Origin of the sequence: Novosphingobium lindaniclasticum LE124 (assembly GCF_000445125.1) — a bacterium.
Taxonomy (GTDB): Bacteria; Pseudomonadota; Alphaproteobacteria; order Sphingomonadales; family Sphingomonadaceae; genus Novosphingobium; species Novosphingobium lindaniclasticum.
In genome coordinates, this window is the sequence record NZ_ATHL01000055.1 from 95,694 (window position 1) to 120,919 (window position 25,226).

The window sequence follows — 25,226 nt, forward strand, 5'->3', positions numbered from 1 at the left end:
CATGGCGCGTTCGGAAAAGCAGAAGATGCTCGCGGGCGAGCCTTACCACGCCAGCGATCCCGAGATTCAGGCCGATCAGCAGGCAGCAGCGGAGTGGATGCACCGCTTCAATCACATCGGGCCGATTGCTGCCGCTGAGCGTGAAGCCCTGCTGCGCGAGCGGTTCGGGACGGTCGGCGTGGATTGCGTCATCCGCCCGCCGTTCCATTGCGACTACGGCTTCAACATCAGCCTGGGCAGCGGCGTGTTCCTGAACTTCAACTGCGTCGTGCTCGACGTGGTGGAAGTCTCGATCGGTGACGGCACCCAGATCGGACCCGGCGTGCAGATCCTGACAGCCGATCACCCGCGCGACCCTGCCGAGCGCGCGACCGGGCGCGAATGGGGACGCCCGATCCGGATCGGGTGCAACGTCTGGATCGGGGGCGGGGCGATCCTCCTGCCCGGCGTCACTGTCGGCGACCACGCGGTGATCGGTGCAGGCAGCGTGGTTACGCGGGACGTACGGGAAGGCGCCACGGTCGTCGGCAATCCGGCAAGAGCGCGCAGTCCACTGGACTGAGCCGCACCGCGAGATCAGGTCAGCCGCACTGGCCCCGGTGCAGCAGCTTGTGATCGGCCAGCACCAGCGCCATCATGGCTTCTACCACCGGAACGCCGCGAATTCCGACGCAGGGGTCGTGGCGGCCCTTGGTGAAAAGTTCGGTCGCTTCGCCTTCCCGGTTGATCGTGGGCTGCGGAGTCAGGATCGAACTGGTCGGCTTGAACGCCACGCGCACCACCACCGGCTGGCCGGTCGATATGCCGCCCGCGATGCCGCCCGCATGGTTGGCACTGAATTCGGGACCATTGCTTCCGGGATGCATCGGGTCGGCGTTCTGCTCGCCGGTCAGGCGGGCGGCGGCGAAACCGTCGCCGATCTCCACGCCCTTCACGGCGTTGATGCCCATCATCGCGGCGGCGAGGTCCGCGTCGAGCTTGCCGTAGAGCGGGGCGCCCCAGCCCGCCGGAACGCCGGACGCCACGCATTCCACCACCGCGCCGACCGAGGAACCGGCCAGACGCGCATCGTCGACGATCTTTTCCCAGCGCTTCGCCGCTTCGGCATCGGGGCAGAAGAACGGGTTTTTGCCGATCTCGGCGGGATCGAAGTTCGCTATGTCGATCGCGTCGCCGCCGATCTCCGAGACATAGGCAAGGATCGTCACGTCCGGGATCACCAGCCGCGCCACGCCGCCCGCCGCCACGCGGCTGGCGGTTTCCCGCGCCGAGCTGCGGCCGCCGCCGCGATAGTCGCGGAAGCCGTACTTGGCGTCATAGGCATAGTCTGCATGGCCGGGGCGATAGGCCTTGGCGACGTCCGAATAGTCCTTGGAGCGCTGGTCCACGTTCTCGATCAACAGGCTGATCGGCGTGCCGGTGGTTTTGCCTTCGAACACGCCCGAGAGGATGCGGACCTGGTCCGGCTCCTGCCGCTGGGTGGTGAACTTCGACTGGCCGGGGCGGCGCGCATCGAGGAAGGGCTGGATCGCGCTCTCGTCGATGGCGAGGCCCGGCGGGCACCCATCGACGATGGCGCCGATGGCCGGCCCATGGCTCTCGCCCCAGGTGGTGAATCGCAGAAGACGGCCGAAAGTGTTCACGCTCATGTGCTGCGCCTTGGCGCGCAATCATCGGATTGTCCAGCACCGGCACGGAGCCACATGCTTGCGGAACGGGGCGTGAAAGGCCAATAGCACGGCTATGTTCCTGGTCGTTTTCCGCAATCGCAAGCGCGCCGACATCGACGCCGCCGCCTATTCCGCCGATGCAAAGGCTATGGATGCGCTCGCCCGCGCGCAGCCCGGCTTCCTCTCCTTCAAGAGCTACACCAGCGAGGATGGCGAAGTGATCGCGCTGTCGGAATGGCAGGACGAAGCCGCCGCCCTTGCATGGCGGCGCGTGGCCGCCCATGCCGAAGTGCAGGCCAAGGGGCGCGAGCACTACTACCAGAGCTATACCGCCTTCGCCTGCAACGAACCGCGCGTGCGTCATTTCGAGAGGGAAACCGAATCGTGAGCCTTGAATTCTACGGCATTCCCAACTGCGACACCGTCAAGAAGGCCCGCAAGTGGCTGGAGGCGCGGGGCACTGACTACACTTTCCATGACTACAAGAAGGAAGGTGCCGACGCCGCCCGGCTGGAGAAGTGGGTGGCCGAAGCGGGCTGGGAGAAAGTGCTCAACCGCGCGGGCACGACGTTCAGGAAGCTGCCGGACGAGGACAAGGCCGATATCGATGCGGCCAAGGCGGTGGCGATCATGGCGGCCAACCCAAGCTGCATCAAGCGGCCGGTCGTCGAATATCCGGGCGGGCTGCTGGTCGGCTTCAAGGAGCCGGAATGGGAAGCGGTGCTCGGCTGATCGGGGATTCATGAACACGGTCGAATGGGCGGCGGCAGGTCTGGGCCTGGCCAATATCGCGCTGCTGGTGCGGCGTAGCGTGTGGAACTTTCCGTTCGGCATGGCCATGGTCGCGCTCTACTTCGTCGTGTTCCGGGAAGCGAAGCTCTATGGCGAGGCGGGGCTGCAAGTGTTCTTCTTCGCCGCGCAGATCTGGGGCTGGGCGCTGTGGGTCCGCGCGGGTGGCGGCGAGAGCCGGGTGCCGGTGCGGCGGCTGGGCCACTTCGCGCGGCTGCTCTGGCTGACCGGCACGGCGGCGCTGGCGCTCAATCTCGGCTGGGTCATGCACCGCTTCACCGACGCCTCGCTGCCCTATGCGGATTCCGCCATAGCGGGCGCCAGCATCGCCGCGCAGATCCTGCTGGGTTTCCGCCGCATCGAGAACTGGGTGCTGTGGATCGCGATCGATCTCGCCGCGATCGGGGTCTATCTCTATAAGGAACTCTGGCCGACCGCTGCACTCTATGTCTTGTTCCTGGTGATGTCGGTCGTTGGCCTGCGGGAATGGATCGCGGCGGAAAAGGCGGAAAAGGCGCAGGAGGCGTGATTACCGTCTGCTTCCACGGCGCGGAAAGCACCGGAAAGTCGGTGCTGGCGGAGCGGCTCGGTTATTCCTGGGTGCCGGAGTACGGCCGGACCTACTGCGAGGAACACGGCACCGACCTGACGATGGCGGACCTGCTGGCGATTGCCGAGGGGCAGGCCGAGGAGAACCGCAAGGCCATGGCGGCGCGTCCGCCCGTTCTCCTGTTCGATACCGACCAGCTCATGACCGCCGCCTGGGCACAGATGCTGTTTGGCGAGGTACCGGAGGTTCTGTTGAGCTACCCCAAGGCCGACCACTACCTGTTGTTCTCGCCCGATGTGCCGTGGCGGGACGATGGAACGCGGTTCTTCGGTACGGACGACAGGCGCGCCCGCTTTGCCGCTCTGTCCGAGGAGATGCTGGTGCGGGCGGGGGTGCCGTTTTCGCGGATCGGCGGTGCCTGGGAGGAGCGGGAAGAGCAGGCTCGGGCGGTTATTCAGAAGTTAAGAGGAAGTCCTGGGGGATGATCCCCCAGACCCTCGGAATGTCGATCTTGCGCGCGGATTGAGGTTTTGCGCTCCCTGCGGCGCAGCCAATTCGTCTCCCGACGCTGCCATGGGTGCAGGACGGATAGTGCAGGGCATGACCTCTAAAGTAGCGGGGTGCAGGGGTGTTAACCCCTGCGTTTCCTCTTACTTCTTCCGCGCGGTAGCGATGAAATTCAGCGAGAGATCGTCCGAAAGGTGCAGCCCCGCCGTGGGAGACCAGGCGATGCCCTTGGGTTCGCCCAGCACCAGCCCCGCGCCATCCGCGAGATCGCGCAGCTCGTCGGGCGTGGCGAATGCGTTCCAGTCGTGCGTGCCGCGCGGCACTTTGCCGAGGCGCTCGGCGGCCTCCACCAGCAGCAGGCGCGAGGCGGGGGTCCGGTTGGGGCAGGAGAGGAACATCAGCCCGTCGTCCGCCATCGCCTCGGCAAGCTGTCCGATGAACAGCGCCTTGTCGGTGACGTGTTCGATCACTTCCAGCGAGCAGACGAGATCGTAGCCGGACAGGCCCAGCGTGCCCAGTTCGCCGTGGCAATAGTCGATGGCAAGGCCCATCGCTTCGGCATGGGTGGAAGCCGCAGCGATGTTCTCCGCCGCCGCGTCCACGCCGGTCACGCTGGCGCCGAGGCGGGCGAGGGGTTCGCAGAGCAGTCCCGCGCCGCAGCCTGCATCGAGCGCGCGCTTGCCGGAAAGCGGGCGCAGCATGCGCGAGTCGGTGGAGAAGTGCCGGTCGATCTCGGCGCGGATGAAGGTCAGGCGGACCGGGTTCAGCTTGTGCAGCATGGCCGAGGAACCCTTGGGATCCCACCATTCCGCCGCGAGCGCACCGAAGTGAGCAGCCTCTTTCGGATCGATTGTTGCGCGAGAAGGCGTGTTCGAAGCAGTTGCATTGTCCATCACTCCCCCCTAACAGCGCGCCCGACTCTTATCCACACGCGCATCTCTTCTTTGCGCAACAACCGACGGGGAGCAGTGGCACCTTGGCACGTATCGTGATGAAATTCGGCGGCACTTCCATGGCCGGGACCGAGCGAATCCGGCGCGTGGCGGGCATTGTCAAACGCCAGCAGGAAGCGGGCCACGAAGTCGCCGTCGTCGTTTCGGCCATGGCCGGCGAGACCGACCGCCTCGTGAACTTCTGCCGCGAAGCCAATGCCCTCTACGATCCGGCGGAATATGACGTGGTTGTCGCCTCGGGTGAACAGGTAACGTCCGGCCTTCTGGCGCTGACGCTTCAGGCGATGGGCTGCAAGGCGCGTTCGTGGCTCGGCTGGCAGCTGCCGATCAAGACCGATGACGCCCATGCCAAGGCCCGTATCGAAGACTTCGATTCGGAAGCTCTGCTGGCTTCGATGGCCGCCGGTGAAATCGCCGTGATCCCCGGTTTTCAGGGCGTTTCGCCGGATAACCGGATCACCACGCTGGGCCGTGGCGGCTCGGACACCTCGGCGGTGGCCGTGGCGGCCGCTGTCAAGGCCGACCGCTGCGACATCTACACCGATGTCGACGGCGTCTACACCACCGACCCGCGCATCGTCGCCAAGGCCCGCAAGCTGCCCCTGGTGACTTATGAAGAAATGCTCGAACTGGCCTCGGTCGGATCGAAGGTGCTGCAGACCCGCTCGGTCTCGCTGGCGATGAAGGAGAACGTGCGCGTGCAGGTGCTCTCCTCGTTCATCGACGAGAACGCTCCGGCCGCAGATACCCTCCCCGGAACGATGATCGTCAGCGACGAAGAACTCGAAGGAAGCGACATGGAACGCCAGCTGATCACCGGCATCGCCGCCGACAAGAACGAAGCCAAGGTCACCCTTACTCGCGTGCCCGACCGTCCCGGCGCCGTGGCCGCGATCTTCGCGCCGCTCGCGGAATCGAACATCAACGTCGACATGATCATCCAGAACGTCGCCAAGGACAAGGGCGAGACCGACGTCACCTTCACGGTGCCGCAGGCCGACCTCGTCCGCGCGCAGTCGCTGCTGGAAGAGCGCAAGGAAGCGATCGGCTACTACCGCATGATCGCCGACAGCAATGTGGCCAAGATCAGCGTCGTCGGCGTCGGCATGCGCAGCCACGCCGGTGTCGCCTCGACCATGTTCAAGACTTTGGCCGATCGCGGCATCAACATCATCGCCATCTCGACCAGCGAGATCAAGGTTTCGGTCCTGATCGACACGGACGAGACCGAACTGGCGGTGCGTGTGTTGCACACGGCTTACGGACTCGACGCTGCCGCCTGATTGGGTGCGCCAGCGGGAATTACGGGAAGGCGGCGCGGTGAGCGCCGCCTTTGTCGTATCTGCGAGAAGAAAAGGAAGAAGCAGGGGAGCATAGCCCCCCTGCACCCCCATGACCGTCCAGGTCACGCGGACCAACCGCGTCGCGCGCCCACGGCGGCGTCGGGAGACTAATTGGCTGCGCCGCAGGGAGCGCACTCCGCATAGCCGCGCGCAACCTCGACATTCCGAGGGTCTGGGGGATCATCCCCCAGGACTTCTCTTGTTCTGCAAAAGGAAGATCCCGCCCCCTGGGGGGCGAGGGGGCGGGATCAGGGCCGTCGCGAGAGGGGGAGGGGAGCGACGGCCGAAGGGTCAGTCGGCGGTTTCGGGTTCCGGCGAGAGCGCGGGGTTCACGCTCATGCCCAGTGCCTTGGCCACGCCTTCGCCGTAGGCCGGGTGGCAGCGGGTGCAGTTGTCGATGTGCCGCTGCTTGATGAAGTCCGGCGCATCGCCCATGGCGCGGGCGGTATTGTCGAACAGGCGCTGCTTCTGGTCGGCGTCGATGAGTTCGAACAGGGCGCGGGGCTGGCTGTAGTAGTCGTGGTCGTCCTCGCGGAAGTTCCAGAAGTCCGCATTGCCGTCGATCTTCATCGGCGGTTCGCGGAACTCGGGCTGGCCCTGCCACTGGCCGAACGAGTTCGGGTGATAGTGGGGCAGTCCGCCGTAGTTGCCGTCGACCCGGCCCTGGCCGTCGCGGTGGTTGTTGAAGACGGGGCAGCGCGCGGCGTTGACCGGGATCTGGTGGTGATTGACGCCGAGGCGGTAACGCTGGGCATCCGAATAGGCGAAGAGGCGGGCCTGGAGCATCTTGTCCGGCGAGACGCCGATGCCGGGGACCAGGTTCGAGGGCGAGAAGGCGCTTTGCTCCACGTCCGCGAAGAAGTTCTCCGGGTTGCGGTTCAGCTCCATCAAGCCGACCTCGATCAGCGGGTAGGTCTTCTGCGACCAGACCTTGGTGAGGTCGAAGGGGTGGAAGCCGCAAGTCGCCGCTTCTTCCTCGGCCATGATCTGGACCATGACCTTCCACTTCGGGAAATCGCCGCGCTCGATGGCGTCGTAGAGGTCGCGCTGGTGCGATTCGCGGTCACCGGCCACGACGGCGGCAGCTTCGGCGTCGGTCAGGTGGGCGTGGCCCTGCTGGGTCTTGAAGTGGAACTTCACCCAGAAGCGCTCGCCTGCCTCGTTGTAGAACGAGTAGGTGTGGCTGGAGAAGCCGTCCATGTGGCGATAGGACTTGGGAATGCCGCGGTCGCCCATGACATAGGTGACCTGGTGGAAGGCTTCGGGCAGCAGGGTCCAGAAGTCCCAGTTGTTGGTGGCGCTGCGCATGTTGGTGCGGGGATCGCGCTTCACGGCCTTGTTGAGGTCGGGGAACTTGCGGGGATCGCGCACGAAGAAGACCGGCGTGTTGTTGCCGACCATGTCCCAGTTGCCTTCCTCGGTGTAGAACTTCACCGCGAAGCCGCGAATGTCGCGCTCGGCATCGGCGGCGCCGCGTTCGCCGGCAACGGTGGTGAAGCGGGCGAAGATCTCGGTCTGCTTGCCGGCTTCGCCGAGGAACCGGGCGCGAGTGTACCGGGATACGTCGCCGGTGACGGTGAAAGTGCCGAAAGCGCCGGAGCCCTTCGCGTGCATGCGGCGCTCGGGGATCACTTCGCGGTTGAGGTTGGCGAGCTTCTCCAGCAGCCAGACGTCCTGCATCAGCAGCGGCCCGCGCGGCCCGGCGCTCAGCGAGTTGGAGGCATCGACCACCGGCGCGCCGAATGCCGTGGTCAGCGGAGTTGGCGTGAGCGAGGTCTGGCCGTGGCCGAAGGGGCACTTGCCGCCGCTGGGTGGGGTCTCGGTCATGGTCTCACTCCTTGTCTCGTCGGTCGCGGGGCCGTCTTCCGGCCATGCGAGAGGCTTAGCGCGCGGTGAGAGATGGGTGAAACTATACGAAGATGTAAGTGTGATCGGATCAGGCGATTAGTTATCGGTAAAAGAGCCGCTACCGGCGGTGCTTGTGCGCAGGGCTGCCGCAATCTATGGCGCACGCACATTTTCTCGAATTGCCGGCTATGGGAGCATCGATGGCCACCTCCAAGACTTCCGCACTGATGACGCGCGGACGCGAATTTCTCGGTACCGAATATGCGATCCTGTGCGGCGCCATGTCCTGGGTGTCGGAGCGTAACCTCGTCTCGGCGATCAGCAACGCCGGCGGCTTCGGCGTGATAGCCTGCGGCGCGATGAACCCCGAACTCCTGGACAAGGAAATCGCGGCCACCCGCGCGCTGACCGACAAGCCGTTCGGCGTGAACCTCATCACCATGCACCCGCAATTGTTCGACCTAATCGCGGTCTGCGCCAAGCACGAGGTCGGCCATGTCGTGCTGGCCGGCGGCATTCCGCCCAAGGGCAGCGTGGAAGCCATCAAGGAAGGCGGCGCCAAGGTCATCTGCTTCGCGCCCACGCTGGCGCTCGGCAAGAAGCTGCTGCGCTCGGGCGCGGACGCGCTGGTGATCGAGGGCATGGAAGCGGGCGGTCACATCGGTCCGGTTTCCACGTCGGTGCTGGCGCAGGAAATCCTGCCCGCGCTGGCGGCCGACCATCTCGTCTTCGTGGCAGGCGGCATCGGCCGGGGCGAGGCCATGGCCGGCTATCTGGAGATGGGCGCTTCGGGCGTGCAGCTCGGCACGCGCTTCGCCTGTGCGGTCGAATCGATCGCGCACCCGGACTTCAAGAAGGCCTTCTTCCGGGCCAATGCCCGCGATGCGGTGACGTCGGTGCAGGTCGATCCGCGCCTGCCGGTGATCCCGGTGCGCGCGCTGAAGAACAAGGGCACCGAGGAGTTCACCGCCAAGCAGATCGAAGTCGCCAAGCGCCTTGACGCCGGCGAAGTCGACATGGGCGAGGCTCAGCTTCAGATCGAGCACTTCTGGGCCGGCGCCCTGCGCCGTGCCGTGATCGACGGCGATGTCGAGAGCGGCTCGGTCATGGCCGGGCAGTCGGTCGGCATGGTCAGCAAGGAAGAGCCGGTGCGCGAGATCATCGCCGCGCTCATGGCCGAATCCGAGGCCGCGCTTTCCAACCGTTCTGCTGCCTGAGGACCTGTCGATGGCCGAACCGCTGATCCTTGCCCTCTCCTGCGCCGACCGCCCCGGCATCGTCGCCCGCGTCACGGGTTATCTCGCGCAGGCGGGCGGCAATATCATCGAGGCGCAGCAGTTCAACGACCTGGAGGAAGACAAGTTCTTCATGCGGGTCGCCTTCGATCCCGGCAGCGCGGAACGCGAGGCGTTTAGCGAGGGCTTCGGCGCGATCGCCCACGAATACGGCATGGCCTGGTCGATGACGCGCCGCGACCGGCCGCGGCGCGTGCTGTTGCTGGTCAGCAAGTTCGACCATTGCCTGGCTGACCTGCTCTATCGCCAGCGCATCGGCGAGATGCCGATGGAAGTGGTCGGCATCGTCTCCAACCACCCGCGCGAGGCCATCAACTCGCTGATGATCGGCGACTTTCCCTTCCACCACCTGCCGATCACCAAGGACACCAAGGCGCAGCAGGAAGCGCAGATACGCGCGCTGGTGGAAGAGACCCGCGCCGAACTGGTGGTGCTGGCGCGCTACATGCAGATCCTCTCGGACGAGATGGCGGCCTTTCTCTCGGGCCGGTGCATCAACATCCACCACTCCTTCCTGCCGGGCTTCAAGGGTGCCAAGCCCTATCACCAGGCCCATGCGCGCGGCGTGAAGATGATCGGCGCCACCGCGCACTACGTCACCGCCGACCTCGACGAAGGCCCGATCATTCACCAGGATGTCGAAGCCGTGACTCATTCGGACACGCCCGAAGACATGGTCCGCAAGGGCCGCGACATCGAGCGCCGCGTGCTGGCGGAAGCCGTGCGCCTGCATCTCGAGGATCGCGTTCTGCTGAACGGCTCGCGCACGGTGGTCTTCCGAAGCTGAGACTTGCGAGCCGGCCCGCATCCGGCGATGGTGCTGGCCTGACCATGGGAGAGCGACCATGCCCGTAAGCGGCGTCGATCATGTCAACATCCTCACCGACGCGCTCGAGGCGACGGCCTCGTTCTACGAGCAGGTGCTCGGCCTTACCCGCAGCGAGAATCCGACGATTGCCAAGGGCACTGCGGGCTACTGGATGCGGGATGCGAGCGGGAGCGCCATCGTCCATATCGTGGACCGCACCACCGCCGGAAACCGCTACGACGCCTATCGTCCGGGGCAGCCGACCAACGCGCTCCATCACTTCGCCCTGCGCTGCACCGGCTTTGCCGAGACCGTGGCGAAGATCGAGGAACTCGGTCTGGCGCACCGCGTGGCCGAGCATCCGGCAATGGGCCTGCGCCAGGTTTTCCTCGTCGATCCCAATGCAGTGAACCTCGAACTCAACTTCCCGGGCGCCTGAAACCCGCAGGGATGAAAAACCAAAGGCTCGCCATTGGGCTTCCGGTCCGGTAGCTTTGCCTGCAACAAGCTGATATTCCAATGACCGGAGCGCTCCTTCGATGTGCGATGACTTCACGGCGGACGCCGAAGACGCCAACCTCGCCCGGCGCGGGCTGGACCGGCGGGCTTTCACGGCGCTCGGTGCCAGCGCCGCCCTGGCCGGATGTGCCGGGATCATGAAGACCCACCCCGCCAATTCCGTGCAGGAGCGCATGGTCTCGATCACCACGGCGGACGGCGTGGCCGATGCCTTCTTCGTGCACCCCGCCAAGGGCAGCCACCCCGGCGTGATCCTCTGGCCGGACATCGCCGGCCTGCGCGAGGCCAAGAAGATCATGGCCCGCACCCTCGCGGCGGAGGGCTACGCGGTACTGGTGATCAATCCCTACTATCGCGGACAGCCCGCGCCGGTCTTCGAGAGCTTCGCCGGTTTTCGCACCCCGGAAGGCCAGGCCAAGGTCGAGCCTCTCCGTGCGGCGCTCACGCCTGAAGCGATCACCCGCGACGCAAAGGCCTATGTGGCGTTCCTCGACGACCAGAAGGCGGTCGATACCAAGCGCGGGATCGGTACGAACGGATATTGCATGGGCGGCCCGTTCGCCGTGCGCACGGCGGCTGCGGTGCCCGGCCGGGTCCGCGCGGCGGCTTCGTTCCACGGGGCGGGGCTGGTTACCGACGAGCCGGACAGCCCCCACCGCCTGCTCGCGAGCACTCAGGCTTCCTACCTCTTCGCCATCGCCCGTAACGACGATGCCAAGCAACCCTCACAGAAGACCGGACTGAAGAACGCCGCTGTCGCTGCCGGGCGCGCGGCCGAAGTGGAAGTCTACCCTGCCGACCACGGCTGGTGCGTGCCGGATTCTCCGGCCTGGAATCCCGATGTTGCGGACAAGGCCTGGCAGCGCATGCTGGCGCTTTACGCGGTCCTGTGATGCGACATCGGCCGGCTCGTCGCCCGGCTCGTTAACTTCGGGTTACAATAGCTGCGTCCACGGTGTAGGAAGCGCTCGGGCCATCGGGCCCGTTTAAGGGATTTGTACCTAGAAAATGGCCAATGATTCCGGCCGGCGCCGCTCGACCAGCGGGCCTTCCTCTCCTGCCAAAAAGAAACCCCTCTGGCGCCGAATCGTGCGCGGCTTGTTGATCTGGGGCGCGGCGCTCGCGGTGCTCGGCGTAATTTTCCTGGGCACCGCCGTCGTCTTCACGATGAGTGAGCTGCCGGAATACAACGCGCTCAAGAGCAGCCAGAACGGCCAGATGATCGTCGTGCGCGCGCGCGACGGCACCGAACTCGTCTCGCTCGGGCCGAGCTACGGCAAGTGGCTGAGCTACGACCAGATTCCCGAAGTGATGAAGGGCGCGATGGTCTCGGTGGAGGACCGCCGCTTCCGCGAGCACATCGGCGTCGATGCACTGGGCCTGCTGCGCGCCGTCTACGTCTCGACGACGACCGGCGGCCGCGCCAAGGCGACCTCGACGATCACCCAGCAGCTGGCGCGCAACGTGTTCCTGAACAACAGCCGCTCCTTCACGCGCAAGGCGCGCGAGGCGGTGCTGGCGCTCGCCTTGGAGCGCAAGTTCTCCAAGGACCAGATCCTCGAACTTTACCTCAACAAGGTCTACTTCGGCGGCGGCGCCTATGGCATCGACGCGGCGAGCCGCAAGTTCTTCGGCCATCCCGGCACCGAGCTGTCGACGGCCGAGGCGGCGATCATCGCCGGGCTCGTGAAGGCGCCTTCCAACTATTCGCCGACGGCCGACGTCGAAGCCGCCAAGGATCGCGGTGAAGTCGTGCTCGGCCTCATGGTCAAGAACGGGGCGATCAGCCAGAGCGAGGCGGACCAGGCGGACATCGCCGACGTCAAGGTCGTGAAGGAAAAAGGCCAGAACGCGGTCCGCTACTTCACCGACTGGGCGCTGCCGCAGCTCGACATGCTGCTGCCCGAGACCAACGAGCCGATCGAAGTCTGGACCACGCTCGACCCGAAGATGCAGCAGGCGGCCACGGCCTCCATCACTGCCAACGCCCCCAAGGGCGCGCAGGGCGCGCTCGTCAGCCTCGACCGCGACGGTGCGGTGCTGGCGATGGTCGGCGGCACGGACTACGTGAACTCCAACTATAACCGCGCCACCACCGCGCTGCGCCAGCCGGGCTCGGCGTGGAAGCTGTTCGTCTATTTGGCGGCCTTCGAGGCGGGTTACACCCCCGACGACCGCGTGGTGGACGAGCCGGTGACGATCGACGGCTGGAGCCCGCAGAACGATGGTCGCAACTTCGCCGGCCAGATCGATATCCGCACCGCTTTCGCCTATTCGAAGAACACCATCGCCGCGCAGCTCGGCAACGAGGTGGGCTTCGGCACGGTAGCGTCGATGGCGCGGCGCTTCGGCGTCACCACACCGATCAATACCAAGCCCGCGATGGTGCTGGGCACCTCCGAAGTCCACGTCATCGACATGACCCGCGCCTTTGCGGCGATCTCCGCGGGCGGCACCTCGGTCGAGCCTTACGGTATCATCAAGGTGACGGCTGCGTCCGGTGAAGTGCTGTACGCGCATAAGTCCGTGCGCGGGCAGGTTCTGGTGCCGCCCAATGTCGCCGCCGGGATCACCGATCTGCTCCAGACGACGGTGGCGACCGGCACCGGCCGCGCCGCGCAGATCGGCCGTCCGGTTGCGGGCAAGACCGGCACGACCAGCTCGAACAAGGACGGCTGGTTCCTGGGCTTCTCCAGCGGCATCACCACCGGCGTCTGGATGGGCCGTGACGATGCCCGGCCGGTGCCCGGCCTCTCGGGCGGCCACGCCCCGGCGCGGGCCTTCTCGGACTACATGAAGGTCGCCGTGGCGAAGCGTCCGGTGGAGCAGTTCCAGACCGAAGTGAAACTGCCCGAATGGCAACTCGAACCCGATGACGAGGCCATGCAGGGCAATCCCGACGACTATTATTACGTCGACGAGAACGGCAACATCGTGCGGCCGGAAGACGGGGCGCAGGGGCTGGACGGCCAGCCACGCTACGAGGACGGTTCGATGGGGCCGGGCGCGGGTCCGGGGCAGCCGCAGATGCCGGACTACGGCCCCGCTCAGGCGCCCCCGGCCGCAAACGAGGACTTCCTCGACCGCGCTACCGGTCGCTCGCGCAGCGATGACCCCGGCCTGCGCGCCGGGCAGGGGCTGGGCAATGGTCCGGGCACGCGGCAAGGTTCGCCGGGTCCGCGCCCGACCCCGACCCGTACACCTACCGCAGTGCGTACCTCGGGGGACTAGAGCGATTTCCGATCCGATTGCATCGGATCAACCACTCGAAGTTTCTCGTTTGACGCATTTTCCGAGCCGTCAGGTGATTCCACCTGGGTAGAAAATGCTCCAAGCCCCCGAGAGCTCAGGAAGCAAAACGCCCGGCGATGATCTCGGCGGGCGTTCTTGTTGAGCACCAGGAAGGCAGAGACCCCGCTTCATTTCCGCTTTCCATTCGCTCGTCTGTCGAGACGCATCCCGCTTCGTCATTGCGAGCGACCGGAGGTCGCGCGGCAATCCAGGAGCAGTTTATGCGGCCCCGGATCGCTTCTACCCGCCTTGAGGGCCGCTATGACGAGAGGGGGAGCGACGAGCCGTGGTATTCTTCGTCGGCACGAACATCCGCCATCGTACCTGACTGCCGCTGCCTATCTCGGAAAAGATGTGCGTCGTCTTGGGGCAACGGCAGGAAAACGAAAACGCCCGCCGGATCGCTCCGGCGGGCGTTTCGCTTTGCAGGTCTACGCCGCGCCTCAGCGCAGGCGCACCGGCACGTAGGCGGCGGGCTGGCCGCGCGGCTGGACGCGCAGCAGGATGGCGGAGCGGCCCTCGGCCTTGGCGGCCTTGATGGCGTTCTCCAGATCGGCCTGCGTCGCGACCGGCGCATTGTTGGCCGAGAGGATGATGAAGCCGCGCGCGAAGCCCTTCTGACCGGCATCGGAGCTGGGGTCTACGCCTACGATGACCAGACCGCGCGTGCCTTCCGAAGCGCCCAACTGGCGGGCGATCTGCGGGCTCAGCGGAATGACGGAGAGGCCCAGCGACTTCTGCACCGCGCTTTCGCCCTGCTCCTTGGGCGCATTGCCCAGGGAGTCGCTGTCCTGGCCGGTGCTCGGATCGAAGCTCTGCTGAAGTTCGTCGTCGGTGGGGCGCTTGGCGACGGTGGCGGTCACCGTCTGACGGCGGCCGTTGCGGATCAGCTCGATCGGAATGCGCGTGCCTGGCGCGGTATTGGCGACGAGGAACGACAGCGTCTGGTCGCGGGTCACTTCCTTGCCGCCGACCTTGACCACGACGTCGCCCGCCTGGATGCCGGCCTTGGCGCCGGCGCCGTCGGGAACGACGCTCTGGATGAACTCGCCCTTGTTGTGCTCCAGGCCCATCGAGTCCGCGAGGTCCTCGTTGAGGGCCTGGATGGTGACGCCAAGGTAGCCGCGTTCGATCGCCTGGCCCTTCATCAGCTTCTCGACGATGGGCGAGGCGATCTCGGCAGGAATCGCGAAACCGATACCGACGCTGCCGCCGGTGGGCGAGAAGATCGCGTTGTTGATGCCGATCACCTGGCCCTTCATGTCGAACATGGGGCCGCCCGAGTTGCCGCGGTTGATCGAGGCGTCGGTCTGGAGATAGCGGTCATAGGCGCCGCCGGCGCCGGTGTTACGATACACGGCCGAGACGATGCCGGCGGTCACGGTGCCGCCCAGGCCGAACGGGTTGCCGATCGCCAGCACCCAGTCGCCCACGCGGGCCTTGGAACTGTCTCCGAACTTGACGAAGGGCAGGGCCTTGTTGGCACTGATCTTGAGAACGGCAAGGTCGGACTGCGCGTCCTTGCCGATCAGCTTGGCGGGATACTCGGTTCCGTCAGGCATGATGACGGTGATCGATTCGATCTCCCCCTTGCCCTCGGCCGTGATGACGTGGTTGTTCGTGACGATGTAGCCGTCGGCCGAGATGATGAATCCCGATCCCAGCGACTGCGCTTCGCGCGTCTGCGGCGTACCGCCGCCGCCACCGCCGAAGAGGCCTTCGAACGGCGTTCCGGCGAAAGGATTGTTGCCACTTCCGGCAACCTGTACCCGCTGGCGCGTCGAGATGTTCACCACCGCAGGCTGGAGCTGCTCGGTGAGATCGGCAAAGCTGTCCGGCGCACCGGCGCGAGGCACGACGCGGGCCATCTGGCTGGCTTCGTTCTGGGCAACCTGCGCCCCGGCGGGGAAGCCTGTCACCAGTGTGGCGGTCGCGCCCCCCAGCAGGAGCGCTGTGGTCAGTCCATAAGCGTATCGCACGGGCTTCACGTCCTTTAGTTCCTCCGTCTTGGCGGTGGTGGATCTCCATCCGCCGACTGGTGCCGATTGAACTCTTGAGAGCTTAACCGGGTTTGAATGGGCGACCTTTCGCGGTCCTTTGAAGTTCGCTTCGGGCCAATCCGCGTCGCCAGCGACCACCGGCGTTTCTGGAAAAGCCCGCAGTGCCGGTCACGGTTGCCGGAAGTGGTTGAGATAGGCGTTGTCGGGCGAAAGCAGGATGGTCTTCCCGTTGTCGCCCTTGGCGAAGGTCACCGAGTAGCTCTGCATCGAGCGATAGAAATCATAGAACTGCGGATCCTTGCCGAAGCTTTCCGCATAGATCTTCGCGGCCTGCGCTTCCGCCTCGGCCTGGATGATCTGGGCATCCTTCTGGCCCTGCGCGGCGATCGTGCGCGATTCCTCGGTGCGTGCGGCCTGCATGCGGGTGAAGGCGCTTTCCAGGGCCCCTTCCGGAAGGTCCGCGCGCTTGATCCGCACATCGACGACTTGCGCGCCGTATTCCCGCGCCTCGCGGTCCAGCCCGTCGCGGATGTTCTCCATCGCCTTGCCGCGCTCGGCGGTCAGCAGCGATTCAAAGGTCCGCTTGCCCAATTCCTGACGCAGGACGGAAGAGAGGATCGGTTCGAGCTGCTCGGTCACGCGCTCGGTGGTGCCGGCCGTTTCCACCATCTTCACCGGATCGATGATGCGGTAGCGGGCATAGGCATCGACGTTCAGGCGCAGCTGGTCGGTCGAAAGCACCTGCTGCTGCTGCATGTCCACCGAGAGCAGGCGCTTGTCGATGCGGATCACCCGGTCGACGATCGGGATGCGGAAATGCACGCCGGCGCCGGTCTGGCCATAGCCGGCCTTGGGGTTGAACTGGTTGTAGACGGTCACCGGACGGCCGGTGCGCACGATCACGGCCTGTTCCGTCTCCGGCACCACGATCATGCTCATCATCAGCGCGACGAGGCCGATGCCGCCGAGAACGACGGGAAGTTTATAGTCCTGCCAGAGGTTCATCACTGGCCTCCCTTCGTGGCCGGAGCCGCGCCGGTGGCGGAGCCCTGTGCGGCCGGGACGGTCACCACGGTTTCATCGCTGGCCGGCGCGCGGCGCCGTACCTCGGGCAAGGGCAGGTAGGACGTCATGTTCTTCGAATCGCTGACGACGACATCGTTGTCCCGCAGCACGCTCTCCATCGTTTCGTAGTACATGCGGCGGCGCGTCACGTCGGGCGCCAGCTTGTACTGTTCGTAGACCTTGTCGAACGAGGCCGCCGCGCCCTGGGCGCGGGCCAGGGCCTGCTGGGCCCAGGCGCGCGCCTTGGAACGGTCCCGGTCGGCCTCCTGCTGGGCCACGTTGACCTGGTCGAAGGCTTCGCGGGTCTTGGCCGGCGGATCCGCCTTCTTGATCTCCACGCCTTGGATCGACACGCCGGAGCGGTAGACGTCGAGGATGCGCTGGGTGCGATCCCGCACGTCCTGTTCGACGGCCGCGCGCCCGGCGCCCGACAGGGCATCGTTCAGCGAGATCTGCGCGATCGAGGCCCGCATCGCCGCTTCCGCCACTTCCCGCACGGTTTCGTCCGGATCGGCCAGGCGATAGTTGTAATCCTTCAGGTTCTTGATGTTCCAGCGCACCAGATAGCTGAGGTCGACAAGGTTCTTGTCGCTCGTCAGCATCAGCTTTTCGCCTTCGCCGTCAGGGATCGAATAGACGTTGAAGCTGCGCACGTCGGTTACGTCCACGGCTTCCAGCGGCCAGGGCAAAGTCAGCGAAAGGCCGGAATCGATGGTCCGCGAATAGCCGCCGAGCGTCGTGACGATGCCCTGCTCCTTGGGTCCGAGCATATGGACGCTGGAAATTGCCAGCAGCGCGACGACAGCGGCGCCGATGCCGAGCGGCAGCCACGAGCTGCCGTCCGGCCGCCGCGGAAGATTGGGGAAGCCGCCGCCAGAACCGAACCCGCCGCCGCCGCCGGAACGCCGAGGCTCGCGCGGCCGGAAGATTTCATCCAGCCCGGCCGACCGGCGCGGTGGGGTCGTGCCGCTGGGAAGCCAGGGATTGCGCGGCCCCTTCTTGTCGCCCCTGTCGCCAGGTCGATCGGAGGGCTGTTCGGGGCTGTCTCCGTGCTCAGGTTCGCCGGCACCCTGGCCGGGGCCGCTCTCGGAACCGCTTTCGGAACCCTCTCCAGAGTTCCCGTCATTGCCGCCGCCCCACGGGCTTTGGCGCCCGGTCATGGCAAGACCGCCGTGCGAGATTGCATCACCAATTGCTTTCATGCCTTTATCTATAGGTGCGCCATTCGCACAAAAACAGTGCCTCTCTTGCCCTTTTTCGCCCAGTGCTCCACCTGAGCCGCGAATTTGCTCTCATGAACTCAAGCCTGGAAAAGGACGAAATGACCAAGCCCGACGTAAATCGACTGAAGACGCTTCTGCCGGCCGATCTGGCCCAGCGGGTCCAGTCTTTGCGATTTGCGGAAGGCAGGGCCAGCGTCGTGATCGATGCCACCGGCCTCTCCGTACAAGACCGCGCGGGGCTGGAGCAGCGGGTTTCCGGCGCTCTGGAGGGCGAGCCCGGCCTCACCGAGGTTCGCGTGGCGACCATGGCGGACAAGCCGGTGCGGCGCATCCTGGCCGTAGGATCGGGCAAGGGCGGCGTCGGCAAGTCGACGCTGGCCGCCAATCTCGCCGTGGCGCTCTCGCGGCTGGGGCGCAAGGTCGGGCTCGTCGATGCCGACATCTACGGTCCTTCGCAGGCGCGGCTTCTCGGCACCGAGGGGCAGCGGCCCGTCGCGCACGAAAGCCGGCTGGTTCCGGTGGCCAGCGCGTTCGGCGTGCCGGTGCTGTCGATGGCGAACCTGCTGGAGCCGGGGCAGGCCATCGCCTGGCGCGGGCCGATGGTGGCAGGGGCGCTCACCAAGATGCTCGAAGGCCACTGGGACAATGCTGAGATCGTGGTGGTGGATCTGCCGCCGGGCACCGGCGACGTGCAGCTCACCATGCTGCAGAAGTTCAAGCCCGCCGGCGCGGTCATCGTCTCCACCCCGCAGGACCTGGCGCTCATGGATGCCACGCGTGCGGTCGAGCTGTTCCAGAAAAGCGGCGTACCCATCGTCGGCGTGGTGGAGAACATGGCGGGCTATGCCTGCCCCCACTGCGGCGAAGTGAGCGACCCCTTCGGCGCGGGCGGAGCCGAAGCGGCGGCGCGGGACATGGGCCAGGCGTTCCTCGGCCGCATACCGCTCGACATCGCCATCCGCCGTGACAGCGACGCCGGCAAACCGCCTGCGGCTGGAGAAGGCTCGCAGGCAGAGGCTTTTGCCGCACTGGCCGCCAAAGTGTCCGACTGGCTGGACGGCCACTGATGGCGCCGTCCCGCCGATCGGTCTCCCGCCGCGGGATCCTGATCGGCACTCTGGCTGGTGGCGGGCTGGCGGTAGGTTACCTGCTGCGCCCGCGCCGCTATCCTCTGCCGCTGGAGCCGGGGCGCGACGAATATGCTTTCGGCGCCTGGATCAAGATCGCCGGCGACGGCGTGGTCAGCGTGGCGGTGCCGCAAGTCGAGATGGGGCAGGGCGTGACCACCCTGCTGCCGCAGATCGTCGCCCATGAACTCGGCGCGGACTGGCGGCAGGTGGCGGTCGAACCGGCCCCGGCCAGTGCGCTCTACGCCAATGCGGTGCTGGCGGCGAAGTGGGCGCCGCTGTGGATGCCGGCGGTGCCGGGCCTTGCCGAAGCGCCCGAGGGTTTCATCGCGCGGCGCTGGGCGGAAGATCATCGCTTCAACGTCACCGCCGACGGAACCTCGCTTGCGGCCTACGAAGGACCTGCGCGCGCCGCGGCGGCATCCGCCCGGGCCCTGCTGACGCAGGCCGCGGCCGCCCGCTGGAACGTCGCTCCGGAAGAATGCGAAGTCGCGGGCGGCTTGGTGATCCATGGCGACAAGCGCCTGAACTTCGGCCCATTGGCGGCACAGGCGGCGTCGTTCTCACCGCCCGATCCGCCGCCGCTCCGTGCCGAGCCGATGAGCGAGAGGCCGGGCGAGTTCCTGCCGGGCGCGCCCTTGCGCTATCCGCGCCTCGACCTGCCGTCGAAAGTGGACGGATCGTGGACTTTCGCGGGAGATGTCCGCCTGCCGGACATGCTGCGCGCGGCGATCCGCCATGCGCCGATCGGCACGTCCAGCCTCTCCGGTCTCGATGAGACGGCCGCCAGGGGGTTGCGCGGGTTCAGGCGCTTCGTGCGCGGGCCGGACTGGGTCGCGGCCTTGGCCGACGACTGGTGGACGGCGGAGAGCGCCCTGACCCGTGCCGCCCCGCGCTTTCGGGTCGCGCGCGGCAGCGACAGCGGGGAGGTCGACCGCGCGCTGGACGATGCCATGGCGCTGGGTTCGCCGACGCGGATCCATCTCACCGGCGATTCCAATGCGATCGAGGGCGGGCTTCCGACGCAGATCCGCTACGAGGTTGCCCCCGCCGTCCACGCGACGATCGAGACCGCCAGCGCCACCGCGCGTTACGAAAACGGCCGCCTGGAACTCTGGGTGGGCACCCAGGCTCCCGAGGCGGTCCGCACGGCGGCGGCCCATGCGACGGGGATCGCGGCCGGCGATGTGCTGCTCTACCCCATGGCGATCGGCGGCAGCTTCGACCGGCGGCTGGAATGCGACCATGCCGCGCAGGCAGCGGTCCTGGCGAAAGAGGCGGGGCGGCCGGTTCAGCTTACCCTCTCCCGCCGACAGGAGCATTTCGCGACCTTTCCGCGCGCGCCTGCCGTGGCGGTCATGGCGGCCCGGCCCGACGCGGAAGGCAGGCCGATCGGTTGGCGGGCGCGCATCGCCGCCCCTGCCGCCGCCCGAGAGTTCGGGCGCCGCTTCTTTTCGGGCGATGCACCGTTCGACGCCCTCGACGCGGTGGCCCGGACTGCGGATCCCCTGGCTCTGGAAGGCGCCGTTCCGGCCTACGCCGTGCCCAATCTGGCGGTCGACCATGTTCCGGCCGCCATCGGTTTGCCCACGGGGCGGATGCGCGGCAATGCCCACGGCTACACGGCTTTCTTCAACGAGAGTTTCGTGGATGAACTCGCGCACCAGGCAGGACGCGAACCGCTGTCCTTCCGCATGGCGATGCTGGGCCACGAGCCCCGCCTTGCCGAGTGCCTCCAGCGCGCGGCCAGCCTTGCGCAGTGGGGCGGGGGCGGCGATCACAGTGGGCAGGGCATCGCCTGCCATGTCATCGGCGAAGGCCGCATCGCGCTGGTCGCCAGTGCGCGGCGCGACGAGAACGGCGTCCGGGTCGACAAGCTGAGCGCCGTGGCCGACATCGGCCGGATCGTGAACCTCGACATCGCCCGCCAGCAGGTGGAGGGCGGCCTGATATTCGGCCTCGGCCTCGCTTTGGGATGCAGTCCGAACTACACGGGCGGGCGGCCCGATGGCGAACGCCTCTCCGATCTTGCCCTGCCGACCCTGGCCGACTGCCCGGCCGTCGAAGTCGAATTCGTCGATAGCGCGGCCGATCCGGCCGATCCGGCCGATCCGGGCGAATTGGGCGTTGCCGTGGTAGCACCGGCGGTGGCCAACGCGCTTTTTTCGGCAACCGGACTTCGGTTCCGCCGTTTGCCGCTTTTTGCCGAGGATATGTGATGCCTTCCCGTGACCAGAGTGCTTCCGCCCGGCCTGCCCGCAACCAGAGTGGCAGCGACCAGAGTGGCAGGGACCAGAATGTTGGTGAGATCGGTGTGCTCCTCGTGAACCTGGGGACGCCGGACGCCGCCACCGCGCCGGCGGTTCGGCGCTATCTGGCGGAGTTCCTCTCCGATCCGCGCGTGGTGGAGATTCCCGCTATCGCCTGGAAGCCGATTCTTTACGGGATCATCCTGCGCACCCGCCCGGCCAAGTCCGCCCATGCCTATGCACAGGTCTGGACCCCGCAAGGGTCGCCGCTCGCCGCGATCACGCGGGCGCAGGCCGCCCGCTTGCAGGAACGGCTGGGCGGACGGGCGCGGGTGGACTGGGCCATGCGCTACGGCAACCCGTCGCTGCCGTCGCAGCTTCGGGCCATGAAGGATGCCGGCTGCGAACGTATCCTCGTGGCGCCGCTCTATCCGCAATATTGCGGTGCCACCACGGCCTCGGTCATGGACAAGCTGGGCGAAGCGCTCGGCGCCATGCGCGCACAGCCGGCGATCCGCACCTTGCCGCCCTATTTCGACGATCCCGCCTACATCGATGCGCTGGAGGCCGACCTGCTGCGCCAGATCGAGGCGCTGGATTTCGTGCCCGAGGTCCTGCTGCTATCGTTCCACGGGATGCCCCAGCGCACGGCGGACCTGGGCGATCCCTATTACCGGCATTGTCTGGAAACCTCGCGCCTGCTCTCTGCACGCCTGGCGCTGCGCCGGCCGGATCTGCGGATCGAGACCAGCTTCCAGTCGCGCTTCGGCCGCGCCAAATGGCTGGAACCCTCGACCGAGGACGTCCTGGCCGCCGAGGCGAAAGCGGGCACGCGCCGCCTCGCCGTGGCTGCGCCCGGGTTCTCGGCCGATTGCGTGGAGACGCTGGAGGAACTGGCGATCCGCGGGCGGGAAGTCTTCGAGGAAGCCGGCGGGCAGCGGATCGCGGTGCTTGCGTGCCTCAATGACGGAGAGGCGGGAATGGAGATGCTGGAAGCTCTTGTGCAGCGGGAGCTTTCGGGATGGTAACAAGGATTTAACCTTAGTTCTCGTTGACTCCCCGGCGCTTCATCCTACCCCTGTCGCCAGTTATCGTAGCGGGGGCTAGCGATCATGCGGGGTACGGACTTCGCCGATTTTTCCTATGGCGGGCGGCAGGGCGGTGCCGGCGGCAGATCGGTGTCGCTTGCGATCTTCGCGGATCGGCCGCATCTGCGGGCCACCATGCGGGAAGATGCGCTCGGTGCCGGACTCGAGGTGGCGGTCGCCGGGTCGCTTGAAGACCTCCCTGAAAGTGGCGGCAGGCCCTTGGCCGACGTGGTCATGCTGGACTGCCCTATCGTCGATAGCCGCACGATGGCCACTCTTGCGCGGCTCGACATGCAGGCGGCGGGAAGCGGCAACCGCCTCATCGTGTCGACTTCGGTAGACGGTCTGGACGACGTGTTCGCCTGCATGGACATGTCTGCGCCGCTGCTTCTGGTCGACCCCAACCGGGCCGAACGGGTGATCGCGCTGGGGCAGGTGCTTGCTGGTTTTCCGGCTGCACGGCTTCGCGAACTTTCCGAGGACGACCGACTGATGCTGCTGCGCCTGACCGAGCAGGTCGGCCAGATCGCCGGTCATATCGATCGCTTGACCCCGCGCGAGCCGGCAAGCGCTGCCGTGGCGGAGCCGGTCAGCGTGGCACCGCCCTTGCCGGCGGTCGCCGCCGCCAAGCTGCCGGAGGGGAGGTTGCTGCGCCGGATCATTCGCCAACGCCAGCTTCGCTCGCGCTTCATCGAAGGCGATTTCTTTGCCGATCCCGCCTGGGATATGCTGCTGGACCTGGCGGCCGCCCGGGTCGAAGGCAAGCAGGTATCGGTGACGTCGCTCTGCATCGCGTCCGGCGTACCGCCAACGACGGCGCTGCGCTGGATCGGCGCTCTCGTCCAGGCCGACCTGTTCCAGCGCGTCTGCGACCAAAACGATCGCCGGCGCGCCTTCATCGAACTTACCGACCGTGCAGCAAACCGCCTCGCCCACTATTTCGACGAGATTGCTTTGCTGGGACCGATGCTGGCCTGAAGGGGGGCAGAAGCGCCCTCGGCGGTACCTCGCCGGGCCATGTTGGAGTTCCAACATGGGAGATGCCGGAACGATTTGCGCTACGTGCTTGATTTTGTGGTGCCGGCTACAGGATTCGAACCCGTGGCCCCCTGATTACAAATCAGGTGCTCTACCAACTGAGCTAAGCCGGCCCGGCGCATCGGGAAATTGCGATGCGCGAAACAAGTCCGGCGCCCTTACCGCGAGCATGGGGCGCCGGTCCAGTTGCTTTTGTGAAATATCGCTCAGAAAATCGCGTGGGGCATGTCTTCCTGCATCATCGCCTGGCGCACGAGCGGGATCGGTGGGCCGCCGTGGCTCAGGAAATGGTCGTGGAACGGCTTCCAGGCCGCGCGGCCGCCGCGCGAGGCGGTCCAGTCGTCGCGCAGCTTGCGGATCATCAGCTTGCCCAGGGTGTAGTTGAGATAAGCCGGATCGTAAGTGCCGCGCGCGGCCTGCTGCTCGGCAGTGCCCTCGTCCTGGTAGCATTCTTCAATGAACAGGCGCTTGGACTGCTCCTGCGTCATGCCGCGGGCATGGAGCCCGATAGCCGAGAGGTAGCGGCAATTGCGCAGCAAGGCGTTCGAGAGCTGGCCGACGTGGACCCCGGCATCGCCGTTACCGAGGCCTGCATCCCACATCATTTCCTCGGCATAGTGCGCCCAGCCTTCGGCATAGGCGTAGCCGACCCAGAGGCGTCCCACCCAGGACGGCGAGCGGTTAGAGTGGAGGAATTGCAGGAAGTGGCCCGGCATCACCTCATGGACGGACGTGAACAGCAGGTCGTTCTTGCCGGGGATATAGTCCTGCTGCATCTGCTGCGACCACGAAGGGTCGGGCGGCGAGATGTAGTAGACCGAGGGGATGTTCTTCTCCAGCGGCCCGGCGGGATCGATATAAGCCGAGTTCTGCCGGTTGTAGGGCGGGCTTTCCTCGACCAGCGCCTGTTCGGTGCCGGGGATCGTGGCGATGCCGCGTTGGCGCACGAAGGCGGTGAGTTCAGGGATCTGGAGACGCGCGGCGGCTACGGGACCGCCTTCCGGCTTGTCGGCGCGCATCTTGTCGAAGCAGGCCTGGATGTCCTTGCCCGGTGCATATTCGGCGCAGGCAGCCTTGAGCAAGTCCTGGTTGCGCTTGAGATCGGCGCGGCCCACGGCTTCCAGTTCGCTCAGCGGGGCATCGACGGCCTCGGTGGCGGCCAGCATGCGCGAGAAGCGCTCAGGCCCCATGGCGAAGTCCTGCGTCGGGGTGGCCTTGCCCAGCCAGTCCGAAAGGTCCTGCATGGCCTTGGCCGCGCTTTCCGAGCTGGCCTTGAACGCGGCCTGGAGCGCGGCGTCCTTGACGTCGGCGAAGGCGGTGCGGGCGTCACCGCGGTAGTATTCCGCAAAACCCGAGAAGCCCGCCGTGCCGAGCTTGATGAAGCTGGCGGGCATGGCCGTCTTCAGGTTGCCGCGGATCTGTGCGGCGGCGGTGGGGACGGCCTTGAAGAAGGCGATCATGGCCTTCATGCGCGTCGGCTTGTCGGCATAGGCGCGGCTGACGTAGACGTTCGGATCGAGGCCGTTCTCGATATAGTAGCCGGGATTGTTGTGCGGCTTGTCGGCGTCTTCCAGCCAGAACAGCTGTCCCTTGGCGACCTGCACCAGATAGTCGCGCTCGAAGCGGTCCTCGGCGCTGAGGCCGGTGAAGGCGCCGGCCTCGGCCACGACCTTCTTCAGGAATGCGCCGCGCGCCTTGAGGCCGGCCGGGCTCCAGTCGGGCAGCTTGCCGTCGAACTGGTGTGCGCCCTGGTAGACGGCAAAGGAGGGATCCTGCGCCATCCAGGCTTCGATGGTGCGGTTGACGAAAGCCTTCCACGGCGTTGCCGGTTTGCCTAGCGCGGCCGATACCGGGGAGGGGGGG

22 protein-coding genes and 1 tRNA gene are annotated in these 25,226 nt (G+C 66.5%); 15 read left to right on the top strand and 8 right to left on the bottom strand.

The window, feature by feature from the left end; translation table 11 throughout:
- Position 1: 1 nt before the first annotated feature.
- Positions 2-562: a sugar O-acetyltransferase gene (locus tag L284_RS32800; protein ID WP_021233548.1), complete on the top strand. Its 561-nt coding sequence runs from the start codon at positions 2-4 to the stop codon at positions 560-562.
- A 19-nt stretch (positions 563-581) separates the two neighbouring features.
- Here the strand turns inward: L284_RS32800 and aroC are convergent, their stop codons facing one another.
- Positions 582-1,649 (bottom strand): chorismate synthase, encoded by a 1,068-nt coding sequence (gene aroC, locus L284_RS32805; protein WP_021233549.1) that lies wholly within the window; start codon positions 1,647-1,649, stop codon positions 582-584.
- Between the two features lie 94 nt (positions 1,650-1,743).
- On the opposite strand from aroC, the gene L284_RS32810 reads away from it, so the two are divergent.
- From L284_RS32810 to L284_RS32825, 4 genes are read left to right on the top strand one after another with little or no spacing between them, the layout of a single operon-like run.
- Positions 1,744-2,058 carry an antibiotic biosynthesis monooxygenase family protein gene (locus L284_RS32810; protein ID WP_021233550.1) on the top strand — a complete coding sequence of 105 codons (315 nt, stop codon included), beginning with the start codon at positions 1,744-1,746 and terminating at the stop codon, positions 2,056-2,058.
- Positions 2,055-2,402, top strand: a complete 348-nt coding sequence (locus L284_RS32815) for an ArsC family reductase (RefSeq protein WP_021233551.1) — start codon at positions 2,055-2,057, stop codon at positions 2,400-2,402. Before L284_RS32810 ends, L284_RS32815 begins: the two co-directional genes overlap by 4 nt.
- Positions 2,403-2,412: 10 nt before the next feature.
- On the top strand, positions 2,413-2,988 hold the full coding sequence (gene pnuC / locus L284_RS32820; RefSeq protein ID WP_021233552.1) for a nicotinamide riboside transporter PnuC: 576 nt from the start codon (positions 2,413-2,415) through the stop codon (positions 2,986-2,988).
- Entirely contained in the window at positions 2,985-3,494 is a 510-nt protein-coding gene (locus L284_RS32825; protein ID WP_021233553.1) for an AAA family ATPase, read from the top strand. Before pnuC ends, L284_RS32825 begins: the two co-directional genes overlap by 4 nt.
- 165 nt (positions 3,495-3,659) lie before the next feature.
- Here the strand turns inward: L284_RS32825 and ubiG are convergent, their stop codons facing one another.
- A complete protein-coding gene (gene ubiG / locus L284_RS32830; protein ID WP_021233554.1) occupies positions 3,660-4,409 on the bottom strand; it encodes a bifunctional 2-polyprenyl-6-hydroxyphenol methylase/3-demethylubiquinol 3-O-methyltransferase UbiG in 750 nt (249 codons plus the stop codon).
- Between the two features lie 83 nt (positions 4,410-4,492).
- Between ubiG and L284_RS32835 the strand changes: the two genes are divergently transcribed.
- Positions 4,493-5,752, top strand: coding sequence for an aspartate kinase (locus L284_RS32835; protein ID WP_021233555.1), 1,260 nt, complete (start codon positions 4,493-4,495; stop codon positions 5,750-5,752).
- Positions 5,753-6,103: 351 nt separating this feature from the next.
- On the opposite strand, the gene L284_RS32840 is transcribed toward L284_RS32835, so the two are convergent.
- Positions 6,104-7,639 carry a catalase gene (locus tag L284_RS32840; RefSeq protein ID WP_021233556.1) on the bottom strand — a complete coding sequence of 512 codons (1,536 nt, stop codon included), beginning with the start codon at positions 7,637-7,639 and terminating at the stop codon, positions 6,104-6,106.
- Positions 7,640-7,860: 221 nt separating this feature from the next.
- On the opposite strand from L284_RS32840, the gene L284_RS32845 reads away from it, so the two are divergent.
- The 5 genes from L284_RS32845 (at position 7,861) to L284_RS32865 (ending at position 13,513) form a co-directional block, all read left to right on the top strand.
- On the top strand, positions 7,861-8,877 hold the full coding sequence (locus L284_RS32845; protein WP_031341851.1) for an NAD(P)H-dependent flavin oxidoreductase: 1,017 nt from the start codon (positions 7,861-7,863) through the stop codon (positions 8,875-8,877).
- Positions 8,878-8,887: 10 nt separating this feature from the next.
- The gene (gene purU / locus L284_RS32850; RefSeq protein WP_021233558.1) at positions 8,888-9,742 is read left to right on the top strand and encodes a formyltetrahydrofolate deformylase; all 855 of its coding nucleotides are present in this window, start codon (positions 8,888-8,890) and stop codon (positions 9,740-9,742) included.
- A gap of 58 nt (positions 9,743-9,800) precedes the next feature.
- Positions 9,801-10,202, top strand: coding sequence for a VOC family protein (locus tag L284_RS32855; RefSeq protein ID WP_021233559.1), 402 nt, complete (start codon positions 9,801-9,803; stop codon positions 10,200-10,202).
- A gap of 100 nt (positions 10,203-10,302) precedes the next feature.
- Entirely contained in the window at positions 10,303-11,175 is an 873-nt protein-coding gene (locus L284_RS32860; protein WP_021233560.1) for a dienelactone hydrolase family protein, read from the top strand.
- A 115-nt stretch (positions 11,176-11,290) separates the two neighbouring features.
- Complete coding sequence (locus tag L284_RS32865) at positions 11,291-13,513, top strand: transglycosylase domain-containing protein (protein ID WP_021233561.1); 2,223 nt, start codon at positions 11,291-11,293, stop codon at positions 13,511-13,513.
- A gap of 503 nt (positions 13,514-14,016) precedes the next feature.
- Here the strand turns inward: L284_RS32865 and L284_RS32870 are convergent.
- From L284_RS32870 to hflK, 3 genes are all read right to left on the bottom strand, one after another.
- On the bottom strand, positions 14,017-15,552 hold the full coding sequence (locus L284_RS32870; RefSeq protein WP_031341852.1) for a Do family serine endopeptidase: 1,536 nt from the start codon (positions 15,550-15,552) through the stop codon (positions 14,017-14,019).
- A gap of 189 nt (positions 15,553-15,741) precedes the next feature.
- On the bottom strand, positions 15,742-16,581 hold the full coding sequence (hflC, locus tag L284_RS32875) for a protease modulator HflC (RefSeq protein ID WP_031341854.1): 840 nt from the start codon (positions 16,579-16,581) through the stop codon (positions 15,742-15,744).
- Positions 16,578-17,798 carry a protease modulator HflK gene (hflK, locus tag L284_RS32880; RefSeq protein WP_052018362.1) on the bottom strand — a complete coding sequence of 407 codons (1,221 nt, stop codon included), beginning with the start codon at positions 17,796-17,798 and terminating at the stop codon, positions 16,578-16,580. The genes hflC and hflK overlap by 4 nt, the downstream gene beginning before the upstream one ends.
- 161 nt (positions 17,799-17,959) lie before the next feature.
- Between hflK and L284_RS32885 the strand changes: the two genes are divergently transcribed.
- The 4 genes from L284_RS32885 (at position 17,960) to L284_RS32900 (ending at position 23,303) form a co-directional block, all read left to right on the top strand.
- Positions 17,960-18,928: an Mrp/NBP35 family ATP-binding protein gene (locus L284_RS32885; RefSeq protein WP_031341856.1), complete on the top strand. Its 969-nt coding sequence runs from the start codon at positions 17,960-17,962 to the stop codon at positions 18,926-18,928.
- On the top strand, positions 18,928-21,207 hold the full coding sequence (locus tag L284_RS32890; protein WP_021233566.1) for a molybdopterin cofactor-binding domain-containing protein: 2,280 nt from the start codon (positions 18,928-18,930) through the stop codon (positions 21,205-21,207). Before L284_RS32885 ends, L284_RS32890 begins: the two co-directional genes overlap by 1 nt.
- On the top strand, positions 21,207-22,265 hold the full coding sequence (gene hemH / locus L284_RS32895) for a ferrochelatase (protein ID WP_021233567.1): 1,059 nt from the start codon (positions 21,207-21,209) through the stop codon (positions 22,263-22,265). Before L284_RS32890 ends, hemH begins: the two co-directional genes overlap by 1 nt.
- Before the next feature lie 84 nt (positions 22,266-22,349).
- Entirely contained in the window at positions 22,350-23,303 is a 954-nt protein-coding gene (locus L284_RS32900; protein ID WP_021233568.1) for a hypothetical protein, read from the top strand.
- A gap of 97 nt (positions 23,304-23,400) precedes the next feature.
- On the opposite strand, the gene L284_RS32905 is transcribed toward L284_RS32900, so the two are convergent.
- Together L284_RS32905 and L284_RS32910 are read right to left on the bottom strand one after the other, a co-directional pair.
- A tRNA-Thr gene (locus L284_RS32905) sits at positions 23,401-23,476 on the bottom strand.
- A 93-nt stretch (positions 23,477-23,569) separates the two neighbouring features.
- Positions 23,570-25,226: DUF885 domain-containing protein (locus L284_RS32910; protein ID WP_021233569.1), on the bottom strand; the 1,657-nt coding region annotated here is incomplete at its 5' end.

Bases quoted from the DNA above. Each gene is read 5' to 3' on its own strand.
- hemH (WP_021233567.1), top strand. From the start codon at position 21,207: ATGCCTTCCCGTGACCAGAGTGCTTCCGCCCGGCCTGCCCGCAACCAG.
- L284_RS32890 (WP_021233566.1), top strand. From the start codon at position 18,928: ATGGCGCCGTCCCGCCGATCGGTCTCCCGCCGCGGGATCCTGATCGGC.
- L284_RS32900 (WP_021233568.1), top strand. From the start codon at position 22,350: ATGCGGGGTACGGACTTCGCCGATTTTTCCTATGGCGGGCGGCAGGGC.
- L284_RS32860 (WP_021233560.1), top strand. From the start codon at position 10,303: ATGTGCGATGACTTCACGGCGGACGCCGAAGACGCCAACCTCGCCCGG.
- L284_RS32855 (WP_021233559.1), top strand. From the start codon at position 9,801: ATGCCCGTAAGCGGCGTCGATCATGTCAACATCCTCACCGACGCGCTC.
- aroC (WP_021233549.1), bottom strand. From the start codon at position 1,649: ATGAGCGTGAACACTTTCGGCCGTCTTCTGCGATTCACCACCTGGGGC.
- L284_RS32885 (WP_031341856.1), top strand. From the start codon at position 17,960: ATGACCAAGCCCGACGTAAATCGACTGAAGACGCTTCTGCCGGCCGAT.
- L284_RS32840 (WP_021233556.1), bottom strand. From the start codon at position 7,639: ATGACCGAGACCCCACCCAGCGGCGGCAAGTGCCCCTTCGGCCACGGC.
- L284_RS32865 (WP_021233561.1), top strand. From the start codon at position 11,291: ATGGCCAATGATTCCGGCCGGCGCCGCTCGACCAGCGGGCCTTCCTCT.
- L284_RS32810 (WP_021233550.1), top strand. From the start codon at position 1,744: ATGTTCCTGGTCGTTTTCCGCAATCGCAAGCGCGCCGACATCGACGCC.
- pnuC (WP_021233552.1), top strand. From the start codon at position 2,413: ATGAACACGGTCGAATGGGCGGCGGCAGGTCTGGGCCTGGCCAATATC.
- ubiG (WP_021233554.1), bottom strand. From the start codon at position 4,409: ATGGACAATGCAACTGCTTCGAACACGCCTTCTCGCGCAACAATCGAT.
- hflK (WP_052018362.1), bottom strand. From the start codon at position 17,798: ATGACCGGGCGCCAAAGCCCGTGGGGCGGCGGCAATGACGGGAACTCT.
- L284_RS32845 (WP_031341851.1), top strand. From the start codon at position 7,861: ATGGCCACCTCCAAGACTTCCGCACTGATGACGCGCGGACGCGAATTT.
- purU (WP_021233558.1), top strand. From the start codon at position 8,888: ATGGCCGAACCGCTGATCCTTGCCCTCTCCTGCGCCGACCGCCCCGGC.
- L284_RS32800 (WP_021233548.1), top strand. From the start codon at position 2: ATGGCGCGTTCGGAAAAGCAGAAGATGCTCGCGGGCGAGCCTTACCAC.